This window comes from Mesorhizobium sp. WSM4842, assembly GCF_055901575.1.
Genome location: NZ_CM148372.1, coordinates 3,440,728 through 3,457,833, shown reverse-complemented (window position 1 = coordinate 3,457,833; position 17,106 = coordinate 3,440,728). Strand labels below are relative to the sequence as shown.

The window sequence follows — 17,106 nt, the reverse complement described above, 5'->3', positions numbered from 1 at the left end:
TTCAAACACGAAGTTTGTACCCCGGACACACCAAATAAAGTATGCAATGTCTGGTACAATCAGATTACAGGGGATGAAAGGATATGGTGTCAACCGCTTACCCGGAAAGCAACCGATCCTAATGCCCGCGCCAGACAGCTTGCGGGCAGCAAATACCCTTGATTCGACTTCATCCGCTGGCTTTTGCCTTCCTATCCACCTCCCCCGCCGACAGGAACAACAACACCACCTCCGACATGCCGAGCAGCGGCGTGAAGGTGACGATGGTGATGCCGCCGGTCGCATTGGTGCGGGTCAGGCCTTCCGAATAGATGTCGAGCGGCGGCTCCTCGTCGAACCAGACGCCGTGCAGCGTCTCGCCCTGCCATTTCTCGCGGCCCTTCTCATAGCTCTTGAACGACAGCACCGATTCATCAGCCTGGACATCGCCGCCGCCGCCATGGCGCACCACGACGCTGTCCAGCCCATGCGGCGCGCCGCGCCCCATGATGGTGCTGAGAATAGCGTCGGCCGGGATCATGCCGGTGCCCCACGCCGCCGGCTGCTGCGGCGGGCCGATCAGGACGCGCTGCGGGTTGTCGCGCGTGCCCTCGGCGGTGACGCCGGCCGCCCATAGCCGCACGGCCGTGTCGAAAACCTTGCCTTGCCACCACTCGGGATAGCGGCCGGTGAGATGCATTGCCCATTCGGCGCCGCCGGCCCTTGTCTTGCCGAGCTGGTTGCCGGCCATGAACAGCCGCTCACGGTTGGTCGCGCCCGCCGCATGGAATTCGGCCTGCCTGAGATAAGGCCGGTAGGCGGCAAGCTGGTTAGTGCGGCGTCTACGGTCCAGTTCCCTGAGCAGGCTCAGATACTCGGTCTTTGCCGCGGCCTGGCTTTTCGAGGCCGAGCTTTGCGAGGCTCGGCTTTTCGAGGTCAGGCTTTTGGAGGAATGGCCGAAGGACGGCTTCGAGGCCGCGGATGCGCTGCCTGATTCCTCATCGCTCAATGCTTCCAGACTGTTGATGTTGACGTGCAAATCCTTGGGCAGCACCGACAGCACGATCTTCAGATACTGGTCGGGCTTTTCGGTGCGAACCTCGGCGATGACGCCGGCGCCATGCGCCCGGAAATCGGCGCGGATGGCTTCCAGAAAACCATCGGCCAGCGTCTTCTTCGCCCGCCTCGGTCGGCCGGACGGCCGTTCCGTCACATCAGGCGGTTCGTCGCTGAAAGAATCCTCGGCCATGCCCTACCCCATCATCCCGCCGCCGGCTTCGCTGTTTTCTTGGCCGGGCGCTTAGGTTTCTTGCGCGCCCGCTTGCCGGGCTTTGCAGGCGTTGGCTTCCGCGGCCGGCTTGCCGCATCGCCCTTTGCCCCAGCCGCGCTGCCGGACTTGCCGGCGCCTGACGCGGCTTTGAGCGCCGCCCTGGCGATGCTCACCGCACCGGCGCTGACGCCCGCTTGCGGAAACCCAAAGCCGCCGGCCGCGTCGACGTCCCGAACCATGCCGATCCGCACACCGGCGGCGACCGGCTCGACCCGGCCGTGGCGCGCAGGTGCGGCGCCCTCGAACTCGCCAATGGCGCTGACGACCTCGCGGCCGTCATCGTCGGTGATGATGGTGGCGTAACGCTTGGACATGGGGGGCTCTGGTGGTGGTGTGCGATGCGGGAGGATACTTTGACGAAAGTCAGTGCGTGAAACCGATGACCACACGCGTCGCGATCCTTCGCGCCCCCCTCTGGCCTGCCGGCCATCTCCCCCTCGAGGGGGAAGATCAGCTGCTTCACTCGCCGCGTTCTTCCTGCAAAGGCAGGCGATTGGCGAAACGATGCACCAGCCAATCTCCCCCCTTGTGGGGGAGATGTCCGGCAGGACAGAGGGGGGTGCTGTCCCGCCGACATTTGATATCGGCAACACAGGCACAAACGTTCGAAAGGGGCTAAAAACAAAAACCCGCCTCGGCGGGCGGGTCGTTGGCGCAAATCAGCACCATGAATATATTCCTAGCATAGCTGCCGTCACAAAGCAAGCGAAATCTCGCGGGCCGGCCTAAAATTCGGCCGCCCGCCGCGATATGGTGCAGTTGTCCGGATCGGAACCGGCTTTCGCGCGTTTGCAATTTTGCCAATGGGAGCAAAGCCATGAATGTCGCCAATCTGCAACTCGAGGGCCTGCTGATGGCCGTCGCAGCGATCAATCAGATCCTTGTCCGCAAGGGCGTGCTGACGGTCGAAGAGATAGACATCGCCTTGCGCAAGGCCGAAGCCAGCGAGACCAGCGAGGAGCGCTCCGAAGGCATGTCGGCGTCGAGCCGCGATGCCGTCAACTTCCCGATCCGGCTGCTGGAACTGGCCAATCAGTGCCAGCCGGAGGCGGACATGCCGTCGTTCTCGAAACTGGCGCGCATGGTCGGCCAGATGAAGGAACCCTACAATGACCAGATGTGACGTTGCGATCGCCTCCCGTATCGGAACGCCGCTTGCCAGCCGAGGTGCGATCAGCTGCCCGATACTGGCTTCCAGGTCAGCACGCGGCCCGGCCCATGCACGGCGGCAAACAGCAGCCCGGCCAGGAAAGTAAAATGATCGACGAAAAACCCGAACTCGGCCTGGTTACCGGCCCAGTGCGACGGGCCATGGAAGGCAAAGGCGAGGAAGATGACATAGACGGCGGCAACGAGGGCGGCCGGTGTGAAGAAAGCGCCGGTCAGGAAGCACAGCACGAGGACGACCTCGAGCAGGGCCGCGCACCAGGCCAGAAACAACGGGAACGGAAATCCGGCGGCGGCGATGTAGCCCGCGGTGGCGCCCATGTCGATGAACTTGAAGGTCACCGCCATCAGGAAGACGGCCGCGAAGATCAGGCGGCCAATGAGGATTGCCGCGGTTTGCCACGGCGTTTGAACGGGTGATTGAGCGGATTCCAACGACATGATGTCCTCCGGGGTTGCGACGGGTTTCGCCCCAAGGACGATACACGAGCCGCAAACCCGACATCAGGATTCAAAATAGCTTTGACTCAAAGGGCGCAAGCTTCCAGGACTATGGATGTCGCGCAAAAGTGTGCAGCGGTTTTGCGATAACGATATGCATGAAAACAAGAACCTAAAGCGCGTCGCATGAGGCCGGTCGACCGCGACGCGCTTTAGAGTCCTCGAGGTTCGCGCGGCGCCTCCCCTCCCCTTGTGGGAGAAGGGATCGCGGCATCTATGCCTTATCCTACCTTCGCCTCCGGGTGGCTGATCGGATCCCGTACCGTCCCATACTGGCTGCCCCAGCGGTCGGTCATGTCGCAGCGTATGTCCCACAGCTCCGGGAAGAAGCGATGAAGGGCGCCGGCCTGCAGCAGTTCGACCGGCCGGCCCTTCAGCGATTTCGAGCCCAGCCCGATCGAACGGTGGATGAGGTAGAGATGGTTGGCTCGGAATTTCTGGAACAGCTCGTCGAACTCGATCAGCGCCTCGGCGACGACATAGCTGTCGCCGTGATCGTACCTGGTATCGTAGACATCCTCGACCGAGAGCCCGCGAGCATCGAGATAGGACGCCTTGAAGGCTTGCCACAGGTCCGGCGGCATGCGCAGCAAGAGCTTGAAGCCTGGCGATTCCTGGCCGCTGCCATTGCCGAGCTGCAGGCGAATCTCCTGGTATTCCTTGGGCGACATGGTTTCGAGCAGGTCGAGCTGCACCGTCATCATGCGCATCAGCCGATGCACGCGCCCCATCAGCGTGACGACGCGATGCGTGTTCTGCTGTTCGAGGAAGTCTAAGACATCGACCAGCGTGTAGGTGATGAGCTTCATCCACAGCTCCTCGACCTGATGCACGATCTGGAACTGCAGCTCGTCGGCATTGACCATCTCGGCCAGCGGCTTCTGGCAGGCGAGAAGCTTGTCGCATTGGAGGTAGACGCCGTAGTCGCGCATATCGGGCGCTTCGATGCGGGCGTAATAATCCGGCTTGTGCATGGCAGCTGCTCCTTTGCCCGGCCCGTCGGTTCAGGGCATCTGTTCGGTCCGAGGCTGGAGAATAAGCGCTCTTGGCTTGAATATTGTTCCCTTCTGTTATTCAAATAGCGAGAATTGAAGGACGAAATTCCATTCATGGCGCCGTCCTGGAGAACGTTTGATGCTGGATGCCCTCGACCGGAAGATCGTCGCAGCGCTGGAACGCGACGCGCGTACCTCCTTCGCGGTGCTCGCCGACGTGGTCGGCTTAAGCAAGACGCCGTGCTGGAAGCGGGTCAAGGCGCTGGAGGACGCCGGCATCATCCGCGGCTACTCGACACGGATCGACCCGGCAAAGCTCGGCTTCGGCATCGAAGCCTTCATCCAGGTGTCGATCGATTTCGAGCTTTCCGAAGCCTTCGAGGCCGCAGTCCAGGCGCACCCGCTGATCCGGCGCTGCCACGCCACGACAGGCGAGGCCGACTATCTCCTGCAGATCGTGACGGTCGACATGATGGCGCTGGACAGGATGCTGCGCGTCGAGCTCAGCCGCCTGCCCGGCGTGCGTCGGACGATCACCTCGATGGCCATGCGCGAGATCAAGGGTGACATTTCTTTCGCCAATGCGGTTGGTCATACGCAAAAGCGATAACGGGCCGACAGCGGAGGCCGCCTGCCCTAACGAAATCCGTCCAGGGCTCCTTTTTCGGAGCTCTGTCGGATGGCAGCGGTCACGGCCTCGTCATCAGCTCGCGCCCCAGCCGTTTCGGTGGCTCGGCGCGCAGCACCACATTTGTCGTCACCGCGCCGTACCGGCCGATTGTGTCGACGATGCTTTCAAGGTCGGGCGGCGACGGGACCACGACTTTGACCAGAAAACAATCCTCGCCGGTCACTCGCAGCACTTCGATCACCTCAGGCAATTGCGCGAATTTTTTCAGGCAGGCCTGGATGTGCTCATGCGTGGTGCGCAGGCGGATGACGGCTGTGGTGCTGAGCCCCAGCGCTGCCGGATCGATCACCGCCTTGTAGCCGGCAATGATGCCGCGTTCCTCCAGCCGCTTGACCCGCTCCGAGGTGGCGGGCTGGGACAGGCCGACGCGCCGGCCGAGCTCCGAAATGCCGATCCGGCCGTCCTCCTGCAGGGCTTCGACGATCGCCACATCGGTGGGATCAAGTTTTGGACGATAAATGCCGTTCTGCATCGAAACCTTCAATCCATCGGAATTCGCCGCTCTTTTCCGATGATCTCTCATTCCACCGGCCAAGGAAAGACCTAGAATCCGAGCGAGTATTCCACGAGAAACAAGGATTCCCATGACTGATTTCATCATCGTGCCGGGCATTGGCGGGTCGGGCGAGGCCCATTGGCAGACCCGCTGGCAGCGGGTGAACCCGACCATGCGGCGGTTCACACCGGTGAGCTGGGACCTGCCCGATTTCGACGACTGGGTCGCTGCCTTGGAAACTGCGGTGTCCGAGGCCAAAGCGCCGCCCGTACTCGTCGCTCACAGCCTCGGCTGTCTGCTGGTCGCGCACTGGCAGCGCATTTCGGGCCGCGACGTCGGCGGTGCATTCCTGGTCGCGGTTCCCGATCCGGCGGCGTCAGCCTTTCCCTCGGTCGCGCACCGCTTCGCCGGCACACCGCAACAGCGGCTTCGCTTTCCCTCGCTGGTCGTTGCCAGCACCAACGATCCCTATGGCTCGCTGGACTCTGTCAGGGCCAAAGCCGGTCAATGGGGCAGCGAACTCCATGTCGCCGGACCGCTCGGCCACATCAATGGCGACAGCGGCCTCGGCGAATGGACAACAGGAATGGAACTGCTGGGGGCCTTCGTGGAACAGACGGAACGAGACGGCCAAAGCCTGCTTCGCCAAGGTGAGCGATCCAGCGGACGCTCGCTTCCTAAGACCGCAGCCGGCCTAGGCGCGCAAGGTCCGGGCTAGCAGACGGTAGACGATGATTTGCGCAAGCCGGCGAAGCTGAAGCGCTCTGTCCGCTGAGTGCGGCGAGGCGCCTCGCTCTCTGCTGTACGGCGTCAGCTTTCCACTTCGGGCAGTTCTCGTAGTCATGGTCGCGCCCGCCGCAATAAGCGCAGCATTTTGCAGGGATATCGGGGCGAAACATCGTCATGCACTGAAATGCACGTGGCGGGTCTGGTTGCGTGGAACCGTTACTTTTCGCTTACATTAGGGATTTGGGCGCTAAGTCAGAGGCTTTAAGGCGTGTAGCCCAGCGCGGCCAGGGCCGACAGCCCTGCAACCAGGCCAATTGCAATAACAATGCCGAAATGCCGTTCCAGGAATTTGCGCCCCTGCCAGTCGTATCGCATATCTGAAACTCCGCCGCGTAATCTGGGGCAGCGTGTTCAGGCGTCAAGGCCGGGTCCTTGACAGGCGGTAGTCAGGCAGCTGCCATTGTTCATATCGTGGTTCATTTCGGAACGTGGAACGACACCTCATGGCCGAGCACTCTTCATCGGTGGGAGAAAACCAGCCCGCTGCGGCATCTGACCCCCGCCTGGCCTTTCTTTATGCCGAGGCGGTGCGAGGTCTTCTGCATCAGCAGAACGTGGTGGAGAGCCTCAATACGCGAGCGGGCAATCTGATCTTTGCAACCGCGTTCGTAAGTTCTCTCCTCGGCGGCAGAGCCCTCCTGGATGGGCTGGGGCTGTGGGACCGGCTGGCGCTGGCGCTGCTTTTCCTGATCGGGCTGCTGGTCGTGATCATGTTGTGGCCCTACTACGCCTATTCGTTCCGCTTCGATCCAGAGCGCCTGCTCCAGGACTTTGTCGATAAAAACCCTTCCGGAACCATGGGTGTGATGCACCGCGCGCTTGCGCTCCGCATCAAAACCGACATGGCCAGCAACTGGCGGATCATTCAGCGCCTGCGCATGTCGCTACAGCTTGCCCTGTTTCTATTGTTGCTGGAACTTCTGGCGTGGCTGTTGGCGATAACACGAGTCTAGGTCGTGAACCCATGATCAGGAAGTACCGAGGCTTGTGTTCAGCGGTTGCTTCGCCCCCTGCGGAACAGAAGCGCTGCCCAGGCTATAAAGGGCCCGGCTACCGCCATCGCCGACGCTAGGTATGCGTGAACGAAATACGTATCGCCCAGCTCGCGTCGTATTGCTGGCCCGACAAAGGGGTCGTGCAGTTCATCGATTTGCCCCCAAGCGCACAACAAAGATACAGGCAGAAGAAGAAGCGCGAACGAAGGCCGCTTCGTCGCCAATATGAAACCAACAGCGGTGATAACTGCCGGAACTAACCATAGCTGAACGGTTGTGGGTTCCTTGTCGGCCACCTCCGCCAAGGCTGGTGATGAAAAGGATATAGAAACGCCGATGAGTAGGAGCCGATTTCTCAATGAGGATGGTGGAGCGATTTCGGCCATGCCACATTTACCGCCAGCACCGCGATGTTCGCAAGTGGGTTACCGATTGGCCGCTTCCATATCGCGCCGGGTTATGAGTCTACGATTTGAAGTAGCCACCTCACGGCCATCGATACAAAAACTCAGACCGTCTTTGTTCCACACGATTACCACTTGTTAGTAACGCCTAATACGACTACGACTAATGCGCAGATGCGGGGGCATACGAAATTCACCATGATCGACCTGCCACCGGGCTTCGAGCCCGCCGACTACGCTCGCCTCCTCATGGACCAGCAGGACCCCAGGATCGACGACAAGTGGGGTCCAACTGGCTGCCTCGACCTCGGTGGCGGCCAGTACTACTTCTTTGCGTGGGCGTCGACATGAAGACGCTAGTCGTCGCGGCCATTCTCCTCGTCTGCATCCTCGTGCTGGATGACATGCGAGGATCGCGGACCAAGTGCTACACCCGGGGGAACCTCCGGATCGGAGGCGTCGTCCAGCCCTGGGTATGCGTCGGGCCGGATGGAGTGGCGTATGGGCCATGAATAGAGGGAGACAGACATGACCAAGGTCGTGCTCAAGCGCCTTCCGCGACAAGGCACTGACAGTGTGCTTACGTCGCAACGATTGGCCCGATAGAGCCCTACGCTCAGGGGCTATTAAGCCAGCAGGTGAAGAATGCTTCGAGATAAGTTACGTGAAAATCCCTCGTGCTAAAGCTGAGCTTCGATAGCCGCCTTGTCTATAACGGACCATACTTGTACAATATTTTTGTCCCGAAATTCATAGATAACATTCTCGGCAAAGGAAACTCTCCTCCCGCTTATAGGGAGGCCGAGGAATGTTCCTTTCGGGGTACAATCGAAATCAAGCCGGCTCGCTATATAAGGCGGATCGGAAATCAACATCCGGACGTTGAAATAAAGGTCCGGGATTTCAGCAAAGTCTCTCTCCAGCATTTCGCGATAACCTGACAAGCCGAGCCGCCGGCCGTTGTGGATCACCTCATCATCAACGAACTGTCCCAGCTTCTCCCAGTCCTGCTTATTCAGGCAGGCAATGTAGTCTCGGTAGACGTCGGAGAGGTCGGTTTTAATCATCGCGACTGACCCTATCTTCTAACGGGTCCTGCTGAAAAGGCGGTATTCTCGCGCTCACGCAGATGACGGCATGAAGCGGCTTCATGCGCGGATGAGAAAGTGTTAGACAGCGTCCACTTCCTCTATTCCCGCTTCGTCTAATGGTAGGACAGCGCCCTTTGAAGGCGTGAATCGTGGTTCGAGTCCATGAGCGGGAACCAGCATCGCCCGCGCCAGGCAACCGATCGGACCGGTGTGCCGTCCTTTTCAACTGGCAAGGTGGTCGGACCGACCAAGGAGCACTATAACCACCTGACGTGACGGAGGACGACATGGCCGACGACAAATCCAAGACCAAGCAGGACCGCAAACCGGCCTCCGGTGAGGAGCCTTACGACGTTGCGGCTTTTGCGAAAAAATACGGCCTACCGCCAAGCGAGGCCGCGACCATCATCAAGCGGTACGGGCCTTCGAGAAGGAAGCTCGATGCGCATATGGCGAGCCGCAACGCCTGATCCGCATCCGGCGGCGTCGACCCGGATCATCACCGCGGCCGGATCATAACTGCGGCCCGATCGTCACTACGGCTTGACCATGCCCTCGGTTCCTGTTTTGGGAACTCGCCCACCTTGTTCCCGCTTTGGGAACTTGCTATATCAACGCGTGCAGATCGTCAGCAGAAAGACCCTTGTCGCCTTCTGGACCAGGCACCCCCAGGCGAAGGGGCCGCTGACCGCCTGGTATCTGGCGGTCGACAAGGTCGAATGGAAGACCTCCGCTGACATCAAGAATCAGTTTGGCGCGAACGTGGACTTCGTCAGTGATATCAGTGCGATTTTCGACATCGCCGGCAACAAATACTGGGTCATCCTTCATGTCAGCTACACGTACAAGCGGGTGCTGATCAAGTTCGTCGGCACCCATACCGAATACGATAAGATAGATGCGGAAACCGTGTGATGAAAAACATTCGCCCCCTCAAAACCGAAGCTGACTATGACTGGGCCATCGCTGAGATCGCCCGATATTTCGACAACGAGCCCGAGATCGGTTCTCCCGACGGCGACCGTTTCGATGTGCTCGCCGACCTCATCGAAGCCTATGAGACCAGGCATTATCCGATCGAGGCGCCGGACCCTGTCACGGCCATTCGCGCACATATGGAAATGGCCGGCCTGAAGCAGGTGGCCCTTGCCGAAGTCATCGGCTCGGCTTCACGAGCCTCGGAAATCTTGAACAGAAAGCGCTTGCTGACGATGGATATGGTGCACCAGATCCACAAGAATTGGCACATTCCGGCGGAAGTGCTTATCCAGCCTTACCACCTTTCAGGTGATCAGAAGACCGAACGGCGCCGGCCGGCGCGCAGCATTTGAAGCGATGGCAAGACATTTCGTGTATTGCCAATTGGCGAAGACCTGCTTGCAATGCCTAAAGTCCTGACAGCTTGGAAACCCTGCCCTCAAGATCGGCCTGATCGACCTCGGAGCGCGGATTCATAGGTGTTGCGCTTAAATTAGCTTGAGCGCATATTTTGTCAGCCGGTGAACTACCCAACCGGTCAGGCTCGGCGCCAGTCCCCCCTCGATCCCTCGACGCCGAGCCGCTGGGGTCGGCCTGGAGGCGAACCATGCCCATGTATCTCTCACGATTCAGCTATACGCCCGAGACCTGGGCGCGCCTGATCGAAAACCCCGAGGATAGACGCGAGGCAGCCCGCACCTACATCGAGTCGGTCGGCGGAAAGCTGCACGGGTTCTGGTACGCCTTCGGAGAGCACGACGGTTGGAATCTGTGGGAGGCGCCAGACAACGTTTCGATGGCATCTGTCGCGCTTGCCATTGGTGCGGGAGGCGCGCTCAGCTCGTACGAGACCACCGTTCTCCTAAGCGTCGAAGAAACGATGCAAGCCCTCGGCAAGGCGAAGTCGGTCCGGTATCGCCCGCCGGGAAAGCCCTGACCAACTCGCGCGGTGTGAGCGCCGGAACTGTTTCCAGACTTTCTCGCGGCCGTTAATCATGTCGCCCAAAAGCATGCCCTCAGGCTTGATCCGAGGGTCCTGCAGCCTCGCATCCGGCCAGCGAATGCTACGCTCGCCGTCCAGCTGGCAAAGCCGCTCGCGCGCTCGCCCGCGTAACGATCGCTTGCAGCGGCTCCGGCTGGTGCAGCAGAAATCCCTGGCCGAAGGCAACGCCCATATCCCTGAGGATGTCGAGCGCATCCTGCTCTTCGATCTTCTCCGCCACCACGGAGCAGTCGAGGCTTCTGGCTATGCCCGATATGGCTGAGACGATCTCGCGGTCGAAACGGCTCTCCGCAATATGCTCGATGAAGGAACCGTCGATCTTGATCGTGTCGACGGGAAAGCGGCGGAGATATTCGAACGAGCTCATGCCCGCCCCGAAATCATCGAGGCTGACGCGGCAGCGCCGCTCGCGCGCCTTGCGGACGAACTCTTCGGCAGCAGTGAAATTGGTGACCGCGGCGGTTTCCGTGATCTCGAAGCCGATGCCGGAATGCGGCACCCCGGTCTCATCGATGACGGCGTCGACGAAATCCCAAAGCTGCGGATCGCTCAGCGTCTGTGCCGACAGGTTGAAGCCGAGCGTGAGCGCCCCTGACTTCAGCGCCGGACCATGCAGCGAGAGCGCCGTCCTGATGATCCAGCGATCGAGCCGCGAGGCAATGCCGAACCGCTCCGCCGCCGGGATGAACTCGCCCGGCGGGATCAGCCGCCCGTTGCGCCCGGCGAGCCGCGCCAGGACCTCGACATGGCGGTTCTCTTGCCAGGGTTGTCCGAGGCGATGGATTTCCTGGCCGAACAGTTTCAGCCTTCCGTCTTCCATGGCATCGACGGTGTCGGCCGCCAGCCGCGCCGCATTGAGGCCCCCGGATGTTGTCTCAGGGGAGAACACCGCGAAGCGATTGCGCCCGGCGGCCTTGGCCGCATAGCAGGCGTCGTCGGCGCAGGCGAGCGCGTCGGCCACTGCGGTATTCTCATCGGCGACAAAGGCGATGCCGATGCTGGCCGCGAGCTTGCGCGACGCCGCCGTCGAGCCGAGGTCGGCATCGCGAACCGCCGCGAGAACGGCGCCGGCGAGACGCTCGGCTTGCGCTGCGCCGCAGTCAGGCACCAGCAGCGCGAACTCGTCGCCGCCGAGGCGCGCGGCATGCACCGACGGCGGCAGACAGCCCAGAATGCGCTCGGCGACGCGCTTAAGTGCAAGGTCGCCGGCGGCGTGACCGGCGAAGTCGTTCAAGGCCTTGAAGTAGTCGAGGTCGACGTAGAACACCGCGAGCGGGCGCGCTGTTGCGATATGCTGGGCCAGCAGCCGGTCGAATGCGGCGCGGTTCAAAAGGCCGGTCAGGGCGTCATGGCGGGCCGCATGGGCAAGTTCCTGGTCGCGTTGCTTGGCCTCGGTGATGTCGCGCACCGTGCCCAGGATCTGGCCCGACGACTGGGCGTCGGCGATGAACCGTATCAGCGATTCGACATGTCTGATGTCGCCGTCCCGCTTGATGATGCGGTATTGCACGGCGACGACCTTTTGGGTTTGCAGCGGCGCCAGGTGGGCCTGCTCGGCGTCGGCCCTGTCGTCCGGATGCAGATAGCTGTGCCAGAGGTCTTGCGACACCTCGTCGGTTTCGGCGACAAGCCCGAAGATTTCCCGCGTGCGCTCGTCCCAGTAGCTTTTGCGTGCGGCAAGATCGTGATGCCAGATGCCGGTGCCGCTGGCGGCCAATGCCAGGCGAAACCGGACATTGACCTGTTCGAGCTCTGCTTCCGCTTGCTTCTGCTTGCTGATGTCGGTCTGGACGCCCATCAGCCGGACCGGCCGGCCTTCGACATCGCGTTCGACCACCCCGCCGCGATCGAGAACCCATACCCAGTGACCGGATTTGTGTTTCAGCCTGAGCTCGGTCTCGATCGAATCGGTCAGGCCGGTAATGTGGCGTTCGCCGCTGGCCACCGCCCGCTCGCGATCGTCGGGATGCGTCAGCTGCAGCCAGAGATCGCTCGCCTCGACGAGCTCACCCTCGCCATAGCCGAGCATTTGCGACCACATCGCCGAGTAAAAACAGTCGCCGCTCCTGAGATCCCAATCCCAGACGCCAAGATGCGCGCGTTCGAGCGCCAGCTCCCAAAACTCTCCGTTGCGATTCTTCTTGTCAGCCATGCCCTGGACTTCGCCTGCCCCGTCGCGGCCATTGTGCGGCAAAAGCAAAGAAGAAACCGTTACTGCGTAGCGGCTGGGGTGGACGGCCAATCTCCCCACTTGGCAGGGCAATCGCATATGGCTTCTTGCGAAGAGGACCCCACCCTAACCCCTCCCCACAAGGGGGAGGAGACTTCCGTTGGCGCTGACCTCGGCAAATTGCCTGCCTTCCGGCGCGCCAAAAGGAAAGTAAAGGCGCGCGGCAGCGTTCCCTCCCCCTTGTGGGGAGGGTTAGGGTGGGGGGTACGCGCCGGGCAAATGCCTCAAACTTCTGTCGGATCACGCCTTGGCCTTGAAGCGCGCCGCCTCTTCCGAACCGCTTGTGGCGTCGCCCGCACTATAGGAATGCGCGCCGGCACCGGCCAGCTTGCCGCCGTCGACGATCAGGTAGTCCTCGCGGATCGGCCGGCCTTCGAACCAGCACTCCAGGATTTCGCGCGTGCCGGCGGCATAGCGTGCCTGGGCCGAGAGCGACGATCCCGAGATATGCGGTGTCATGCCGTGATGTGGCATCGATCGCCACGGATGGTCCTTGGGAGCCGGCTGCGGGAACCAGACATCGCCGGCATAGCCTGCGAGCTGGCCGCTCTCCAGCGCCCGGGCGACGGCGTCGCGATTGCAGATCTTGCCGCGCGCCGTGTTCACCAGATAGGCGCCGCGTTTCATCCTGGCGATCATCGCCTCGTCGAACAGGTTTTCCGTCTCCGGATGCAGCGGGGCATTGATTGTCACCACGTCGCAGATGCCGACCATGGACGCGGCGTCTGGGTGGAAGGTGACGCCGAGGTCCTTCTCGACTGCCTCGGGCAGGCGGTGGCGGTCGGTGTAGTGCAGTGTGACGTCGAACGGCCGCAGCCGGCGCAGCACCGCGCTGCCGATACGGCCGGCGCCGACGGTTCCGATCTGCATGCCTTCGACATCATAGGAGCGCGCGACACAGTCGGCGATATTCCAGCCGCCCTTGATGACCCACTGGTAGGAGGGGATGTAGTTTCGCACCAGCGCCAGGATCATCATCACCACATGCTCGGACACGCTGATCGAGTTGCAGTAGGTCACCTCGGCGACGGTGATGCCGCGGTCCATCGCGGCCTGCAGATCGACATGATCGGACCCGATGCCGGCGGTGATCGCAAGCTTCAGTTGGTTTGCCTTGGCGATCCGTTCCTTGGTCAGATAGGCCGGCCAGAACGGCTGCGAGATGACGATTTCGGCGTCACCGAGCTCGCGTTCGAAAACGCTGTCGGGACCGTCCTTGTCCGAGGTCACGACCAGGCTGTGCCCGGCGCTTTCCAGATATGGCCGCAGGCCGAGTTCGCCCGACACGCTGCCGAGCAGAACGCCCGGTTCGAAGTCGATGGCCTTCGGCGTGGGAAGCGTCTGGCCGCCGGGATAGCGGTCGAGCTTTGGCAGCCCATCCCGTGCGTAATTTGACGGGTAACCGTCAACCGGATCGTCATAGAGGACGCAAACGACCTTTGCCATTTTTGGTTCTCCCTTCGTCTGACAACGAGGAAGACGCTCGATTGTTAAGGCTGCCCGCCAAAACCGAACGGGCGGCCACTCTGGTTTGTCGGAGGCCAGCAACTCCTGGCGCTTCCTCGGAAAGTTGCGCTATTGCGAACTAAATGGAGGAGCCGGACGTGGCTTCAAGGCCAGCGGGAGGAGACCGAACGGCCAGGCGGCAGTAGCGCCGCCCGGCCTGACCGCCTACTGGCTTGGGGCGACCGTCGGGTCGCACGACACGTTCGGGTTCATGTCGGCGAAAGTGCCGGTCGGGTTGCCCTTCCAGGCCCAGACATGCAGTTCGTAGAAAGCACCCAGGCCGTAGCGATTGGGCGCGCCGTTGAAGTTGAACAGATGCCCGTCCAGCGAGGCCGGGCCTTTCGAGGTGATATACTCGACCGCCACCAGCTTCAGCGTTCCATCGGCCATCGGTTCGTACATGACGGCTTCAGGGCGGGCGAGATCGATCTTGTCGTCCTTCAAGTATTCGGCGTTGACATAGTGGATGCCCATGGCGCCGCCGGTGATGCCGCTGGCGCAGGGAATGGGCGAATAGCCCTCGGCGACGGCGACCGAAACATCGAGAAAACGGCTGTCGGCGGCACGCACCTTGTCGGCCAGCGGATTGGCGCCAGGCAACGTACCGGCCTCCTGATGAGCCTGCGCGAATGCGGTGCAGACCGACAGGACGGCGCCGGCCATGAGAAGCTTATTGCAAAGATAGTTTGTCATATTCATTCCGTTCTTGTGATCAAAGCACAGAGCCTGGCCTGAATTTGGCCGGAAAAACCTGCGACTTCTTCTTGCTGGTTGGTTCGGAATTCGACGCATCGAATGCCGGCAAAGCTCGTCGTCCCGCAAAGCTCGTCATCCCTTCGGCAGATAGGAAATCGTGCCAGCCAGATCGGTGTCGTCGATCAACTGGAAACGGCTGTCACTGCCGCGCTGACGGGCCGACACGAAGGACGCGTAGGCAGGATCGTTGGTGAAGGCGCGAGCCGCCGCCTCGGATGGAAACGCCATTAAGGCAATCAGGGTCGTGTCGAGCGGCTTGCCTTCGAGCGTCTTCACATTGCCGCTGCGCGACAGGTATCTGCCGCCATGATTGTGAACGAGGTCGTGGACTGAAGCGGCGTAGGCCGGCATCCACTGCGGGTCCTTCACCTTGATGTCTGCAATGATGTAAGCGGTCATGGGTCATGTCTCCTGGTTAGGCGCACAGGGCTATCCCGTGCACCGGCCAAAGGGCTCGCATGACAAGGCCCGCGCCAGCCAGTCCGCGAACTGAACTGGGCTGATACAGTTTCTGTACTCGCCGCGCTGTCAGGGAAGGCCTATGGTCCGGGCCTAGTTGGAGGGAGAGACCGCAATCATGGCCCAGTCCGGATACAAACAGTTCTGCCCGCTGTCGATGGCCGCCGAGGTGCTGTGCACCCGCTGGACCATGGTGCTGCTTCGCGAACTGGTGGCGGGATCGACCCGCTTCAACGACTTGCGCCGCGGCGTCCCCAAAATGTCGCCGACCCTTCTGTCGCAACGGCTCAAGGAACTCGAGCTGGCGGGGATCGTCGAGCGCAAGGAGGTGCGCCGCGAGAAGGGCATCTTCGAATACCAGATGACGGAGGCGGGCAGAGATTTGCGTTCCGTCGTCGATGCGATGGGTTTCTGGGGGCAGAAATGGGTCGAGTCCCGGCTATCCCTGAAAAACCTCGATCCTTCGCTGCTGATGTGGGATATGCGGCGCAATCTGAACCCCTCCCCGCTGCCAGACGGGCGAACAGTGATACAATTTCTGTATCAGGAGCTACCGGCGTCCAAGCGCTCGTGGTGGCTGATCATCGAAAAGCACGGCGAGGTCGATCTGTGCTGGTACGATCCGGGGTTCGATGTCGACCTGTACGTCTCGACCGACCTGCACACGATGACCGAAATCTGGATGGGGCTGATCACGGTCGAGCGGGCCGGAGCGAAGCTCGCCTTGACAGGCAACCAGGACATCGCAAGGAAGATGCAGGCCTGGCTGGGGCTCAGCCCGTTTGCGATCGAACCGAAGCGAGCGGCCTGACGGCGGCGATTGCTCCCCGGTGACCGTGCGCTATCAGGCGGTCCATCGGGCAGGCGGCGCCTAATCGCCAATAAGCTAGTTCTTCCCTTGCGGGTAGATCGTCTCGCCGCGCTTCAGCATCTCGACGAACGCTGCGATCTTCTTCTTGCGGCCGGCTTCGGTCTTCATGTTATGGATGCGGAAGGCGAGCGCGAAACGGTTTTGCGCGCTGAGCGTTGCCAGCATCGCCTTGGCCTTGGGCTCGCCGTCTATTGCCGCCTGGAGATCGTCGGGGATTTTCATGTCCTTGCCGCTTCCATAGGCGCGCGCCCAGCGGCCGTCGGCCTTCGCCGCCTCGACTTGTTTGAGCCCATGCTCGGTCATCCGGCCCTCCTCGATCAGCCGGGCGACGTTGTCGACGTTGATCTGGCTCCATGTGCTCTTCCTGCCGCGCGGCGTGTAGCGCTGCAAATAGCTCTTGTCGTCGAGCCCCTTGCGCACGGCATCGATCCAGCCCCAGCACAGCACGACGTCGATAGCCTCCTTGGGCGTGATCGAAGGCAGCCCCGAACCGACCTTGTGGATCTTGATCCAGACTTCTGTCTCGGTGTCGTGGTGCTGGCCGAGCCAGGTGTAGAAGCTTTCGGCATCCCCGAATTCGCGCACCTTGGCAGGATCGACCTTAACCGGCGCCATCAGCGGGCCTGCCTTTTTGCGGTCGTCATCGGTTTCCTCCTTGTCGCGCTCAGCTCCGATCGAATGGAGCAACAGTGGCCTTGTTGCAAGGCTGGCGGGACAGCGAAGCTGCCAATCTCCCCCTTGTGGGGGAGATGTCCGGCAGGACAGAGGGGGGGCGCGAAGGATCGCCATCGTCTCGTTACCTCATGACCAACCGAGAATTGACATGAGGTGCAGTTGCAAAGGGTTGAAGGCCGGCGGGACAGCG

The 17,106-nt window shown here is 61.5% G+C and carries 21 protein-coding genes and 1 tRNA gene; 11 read left to right on the top strand and 11 right to left on the bottom strand.

Translation table 11 applies throughout. From position 1 onward, the window contains the following. Positions 1–169: 169 nt before the first annotated feature. Positions 170–1,228 carry a terminase large subunit domain-containing protein gene (locus tag AC0NIE_RS16715; RefSeq protein WP_473488192.1) on the bottom strand — a complete coding sequence of 353 codons (1,059 nt, stop codon included), beginning with the start codon at positions 1,226–1,228 and terminating at the stop codon, positions 170–172. 11 nt (positions 1,229–1,239) lie between these two features. Next, positions 1,240–1,623, bottom strand: a complete 384-nt coding sequence (locus tag AC0NIE_RS16710; RefSeq protein WP_473488193.1) for a hypothetical protein — start codon at positions 1,621–1,623, stop codon at positions 1,240–1,242. Between the two features lie 503 nt (positions 1,624–2,126). On the opposite strand from AC0NIE_RS16710, the gene AC0NIE_RS16705 reads away from it, so the two are divergent. After that, a complete protein-coding gene (locus AC0NIE_RS16705) occupies positions 2,127–2,432 on the top strand; it encodes a hypothetical protein (RefSeq protein WP_473488194.1) in 306 nt (101 codons plus the stop codon). A 50-nt stretch (positions 2,433–2,482) separates the two neighbouring features. Here the strand turns inward: AC0NIE_RS16705 and AC0NIE_RS16700 are convergent, their stop codons facing one another. Both AC0NIE_RS16700 and AC0NIE_RS16695 read right to left on the bottom strand, forming a co-directional pair. Further along, complete coding sequence (locus AC0NIE_RS16700; protein ID WP_473488195.1) at positions 2,483–2,917, bottom strand: DoxX family protein; 435 nt, start codon at positions 2,915–2,917, stop codon at positions 2,483–2,485. Positions 2,918–3,198: 281 nt separating this feature from the next. Next, positions 3,199–3,951 (bottom strand): tryptophan 2,3-dioxygenase family protein, encoded by a 753-nt coding sequence (locus AC0NIE_RS16695; RefSeq protein WP_473488196.1) that lies wholly within the window; start codon positions 3,949–3,951, stop codon positions 3,199–3,201. Between the two features lie 160 nt (positions 3,952–4,111). Between AC0NIE_RS16695 and AC0NIE_RS16690 the strand changes: the two genes are divergently transcribed. Then, positions 4,112–4,582 carry an Lrp/AsnC family transcriptional regulator gene (locus tag AC0NIE_RS16690; RefSeq protein WP_473488197.1) on the top strand — a complete coding sequence of 157 codons (471 nt, stop codon included), beginning with the start codon at positions 4,112–4,114 and terminating at the stop codon, positions 4,580–4,582. A 79-nt stretch (positions 4,583–4,661) separates the two neighbouring features. On the opposite strand, the gene AC0NIE_RS16685 is transcribed toward AC0NIE_RS16690, so the two are convergent. Next, positions 4,662–5,135, bottom strand: a complete 474-nt coding sequence (locus tag AC0NIE_RS16685; RefSeq protein ID WP_473488198.1) for an Lrp/AsnC family transcriptional regulator — start codon at positions 5,133–5,135, stop codon at positions 4,662–4,664. Positions 5,136–5,247: 112 nt separating this feature from the next. On the opposite strand from AC0NIE_RS16685, the gene AC0NIE_RS16680 reads away from it, so the two are divergent. The 3 genes from AC0NIE_RS16680 to AC0NIE_RS16670 all read left to right on the top strand — a co-directional run bounded on the left by AC0NIE_RS16680 (position 5,248) and on the right by AC0NIE_RS16670 (position 7,698). Further along, entirely contained in the window at positions 5,248–5,877 is a 630-nt protein-coding gene (locus tag AC0NIE_RS16680) for an RBBP9/YdeN family alpha/beta hydrolase (RefSeq protein WP_473488199.1), read from the top strand. Between the two features lie 514 nt (positions 5,878–6,391). Next, positions 6,392–6,901, top strand: a complete 510-nt coding sequence (locus tag AC0NIE_RS16675; RefSeq protein ID WP_473488200.1) for a hypothetical protein — start codon at positions 6,392–6,394, stop codon at positions 6,899–6,901. Between the two features lie 644 nt (positions 6,902–7,545). After that, positions 7,546–7,698: a hypothetical protein gene (locus AC0NIE_RS16670; RefSeq protein ID WP_473488201.1), complete on the top strand. Its 153-nt coding sequence runs from the start codon at positions 7,546–7,548 to the stop codon at positions 7,696–7,698. A 329-nt stretch (positions 7,699–8,027) separates the two neighbouring features. On the opposite strand, the gene AC0NIE_RS16665 is transcribed toward AC0NIE_RS16670, so the two are convergent. Further along, positions 8,028–8,414, bottom strand: a complete 387-nt coding sequence (locus AC0NIE_RS16665) for an ester cyclase (protein WP_473488202.1) — start codon at positions 8,412–8,414, stop codon at positions 8,028–8,030. A gap of 126 nt (positions 8,415–8,540) precedes the next feature. Here AC0NIE_RS16665 and AC0NIE_RS16660 point away from each other — a divergent pair. The 5 genes from AC0NIE_RS16660 (at position 8,541) to AC0NIE_RS16640 (ending at position 10,353) form a co-directional block, all read left to right on the top strand. Continuing rightward, positions 8,541–8,614: transfer RNA gene (locus AC0NIE_RS16660), tRNA-Gln, on the top strand. Between the two features lie 111 nt (positions 8,615–8,725). Next, positions 8,726–8,908: a DUF3606 domain-containing protein gene (locus AC0NIE_RS16655; protein ID WP_473488203.1), complete on the top strand. Its 183-nt coding sequence runs from the start codon at positions 8,726–8,728 to the stop codon at positions 8,906–8,908. Between the two features lie 148 nt (positions 8,909–9,056). Then, entirely contained in the window at positions 9,057–9,353 is a 297-nt protein-coding gene (locus AC0NIE_RS16650) for a type II toxin-antitoxin system HigB family toxin (protein ID WP_473488204.1), read from the top strand. Then, complete coding sequence (locus tag AC0NIE_RS16645; RefSeq protein ID WP_473488205.1) at positions 9,353–9,769, top strand: helix-turn-helix domain-containing protein; 417 nt, start codon at positions 9,353–9,355, stop codon at positions 9,767–9,769. The genes AC0NIE_RS16650 and AC0NIE_RS16645 overlap by 1 nt, the downstream gene beginning before the upstream one ends. Before the next feature lie 254 nt (positions 9,770–10,023). Next, entirely contained in the window at positions 10,024–10,353 is a 330-nt protein-coding gene (locus AC0NIE_RS16640) for a GYD domain-containing protein (protein ID WP_165848547.1), read from the top strand. Positions 10,354–10,480: 127 nt separating this feature from the next. On the opposite strand, the gene AC0NIE_RS16635 is transcribed toward AC0NIE_RS16640, so the two are convergent. The 4 genes from AC0NIE_RS16635 to AC0NIE_RS16620 all read right to left on the bottom strand — a co-directional run bounded on the left by AC0NIE_RS16635 (position 10,481) and on the right by AC0NIE_RS16620 (position 15,310). Then, positions 10,481–12,571 carry an EAL domain-containing protein gene (locus AC0NIE_RS16635; protein ID WP_473488206.1) on the bottom strand — a complete coding sequence of 697 codons (2,091 nt, stop codon included), beginning with the start codon at positions 12,569–12,571 and terminating at the stop codon, positions 10,481–10,483. Between the two features lie 318 nt (positions 12,572–12,889). Then, the gene (locus AC0NIE_RS16630) at positions 12,890–14,095 is read right to left on the bottom strand and encodes an NAD-dependent formate dehydrogenase (RefSeq protein ID WP_473488207.1); all 1,206 of its coding nucleotides are present in this window, start codon (positions 14,093–14,095) and stop codon (positions 12,890–12,892) included. Between the two features lie 225 nt (positions 14,096–14,320). Then, on the bottom strand, positions 14,321–14,848 hold the full coding sequence (locus tag AC0NIE_RS16625; RefSeq protein ID WP_473488208.1) for a hypothetical protein: 528 nt from the start codon (positions 14,846–14,848) through the stop codon (positions 14,321–14,323). A 135-nt stretch (positions 14,849–14,983) separates the two neighbouring features. Continuing rightward, positions 14,984–15,310 carry a DUF1330 domain-containing protein gene (locus AC0NIE_RS16620; protein ID WP_473488209.1) on the bottom strand — a complete coding sequence of 109 codons (327 nt, stop codon included), beginning with the start codon at positions 15,308–15,310 and terminating at the stop codon, positions 14,984–14,986. Between the two features lie 178 nt (positions 15,311–15,488). On the opposite strand from AC0NIE_RS16620, the gene AC0NIE_RS16615 reads away from it, so the two are divergent. Then, positions 15,489–16,181 (top strand): winged helix-turn-helix transcriptional regulator, encoded by a 693-nt coding sequence (locus AC0NIE_RS16615; RefSeq protein WP_473488210.1) that lies wholly within the window; start codon positions 15,489–15,491, stop codon positions 16,179–16,181. 75 nt (positions 16,182–16,256) lie between these two features. On the opposite strand, the gene AC0NIE_RS16610 is transcribed toward AC0NIE_RS16615, so the two are convergent. Continuing rightward, positions 16,257–16,856 carry a YdeI/OmpD-associated family protein gene (locus AC0NIE_RS16610; protein ID WP_473488231.1) on the bottom strand — a complete coding sequence of 200 codons (600 nt, stop codon included), beginning with the start codon at positions 16,854–16,856 and terminating at the stop codon, positions 16,257–16,259. Positions 16,857–17,106 lie beyond the last annotated feature (250 nt).

Coding starts and splice junctions, on each gene's coding strand:
- AC0NIE_RS16715 (WP_473488192.1), bottom strand. CDS start 1,228: ATGGCCGAGGATTCTTTCAGCGACGAACCGCCTGATGTGACGGAACGG.
- AC0NIE_RS16710 (WP_473488193.1), bottom strand. CDS start 1,623: ATGTCCAAGCGTTACGCCACCATCATCACCGACGATGACGGCCGCGAG.
- AC0NIE_RS16705 (WP_473488194.1), top strand. CDS start 2,127: ATGAATGTCGCCAATCTGCAACTCGAGGGCCTGCTGATGGCCGTCGCA.
- AC0NIE_RS16700 (WP_473488195.1), bottom strand. CDS start 2,917: ATGTCGTTGGAATCCGCTCAATCACCCGTTCAAACGCCGTGGCAAACC.
- AC0NIE_RS16695 (WP_473488196.1), bottom strand. CDS start 3,951: ATGCACAAGCCGGATTATTACGCCCGCATCGAAGCGCCCGATATGCGC.
- AC0NIE_RS16690 (WP_473488197.1), top strand. CDS start 4,112: ATGCTGGATGCCCTCGACCGGAAGATCGTCGCAGCGCTGGAACGCGAC.
- AC0NIE_RS16685 (WP_473488198.1), bottom strand. CDS start 5,135: ATGCAGAACGGCATTTATCGTCCAAAACTTGATCCCACCGATGTGGCG.
- AC0NIE_RS16680 (WP_473488199.1), top strand. CDS start 5,248: ATGACTGATTTCATCATCGTGCCGGGCATTGGCGGGTCGGGCGAGGCC.
- AC0NIE_RS16675 (WP_473488200.1), top strand. CDS start 6,392: ATGGCCGAGCACTCTTCATCGGTGGGAGAAAACCAGCCCGCTGCGGCA.
- AC0NIE_RS16670 (WP_473488201.1), top strand. CDS start 7,546: ATGATCGACCTGCCACCGGGCTTCGAGCCCGCCGACTACGCTCGCCTC.
- AC0NIE_RS16665 (WP_473488202.1), bottom strand. CDS start 8,414: ATGATTAAAACCGACCTCTCCGACGTCTACCGAGACTACATTGCCTGC.
- AC0NIE_RS16655 (WP_473488203.1), top strand. CDS start 8,726: ATGGCCGACGACAAATCCAAGACCAAGCAGGACCGCAAACCGGCCTCC.
- AC0NIE_RS16645 (WP_473488205.1), top strand. CDS start 9,353: ATGAAAAACATTCGCCCCCTCAAAACCGAAGCTGACTATGACTGGGCC.
- AC0NIE_RS16640 (WP_165848547.1), top strand. CDS start 10,024: ATGCCCATGTATCTCTCACGATTCAGCTATACGCCCGAGACCTGGGCG.
- AC0NIE_RS16635 (WP_473488206.1), bottom strand. CDS start 12,571: ATGGCTGACAAGAAGAATCGCAACGGAGAGTTTTGGGAGCTGGCGCTC.
- AC0NIE_RS16630 (WP_473488207.1), bottom strand. CDS start 14,095: ATGGCAAAGGTCGTTTGCGTCCTCTATGACGATCCGGTTGACGGTTAC.
- AC0NIE_RS16625 (WP_473488208.1), bottom strand. CDS start 14,848: ATGACAAACTATCTTTGCAATAAGCTTCTCATGGCCGGCGCCGTCCTG.
- AC0NIE_RS16620 (WP_473488209.1), bottom strand. CDS start 15,310: ATGACCGCTTACATCATTGCAGACATCAAGGTGAAGGACCCGCAGTGG.
- AC0NIE_RS16615 (WP_473488210.1), top strand. CDS start 15,489: ATGGCCCAGTCCGGATACAAACAGTTCTGCCCGCTGTCGATGGCCGCC.
- AC0NIE_RS16610 (WP_473488231.1), bottom strand. CDS start 16,856: ATGGCGCCGGTTAAGGTCGATCCTGCCAAGGTGCGCGAATTCGGGGAT.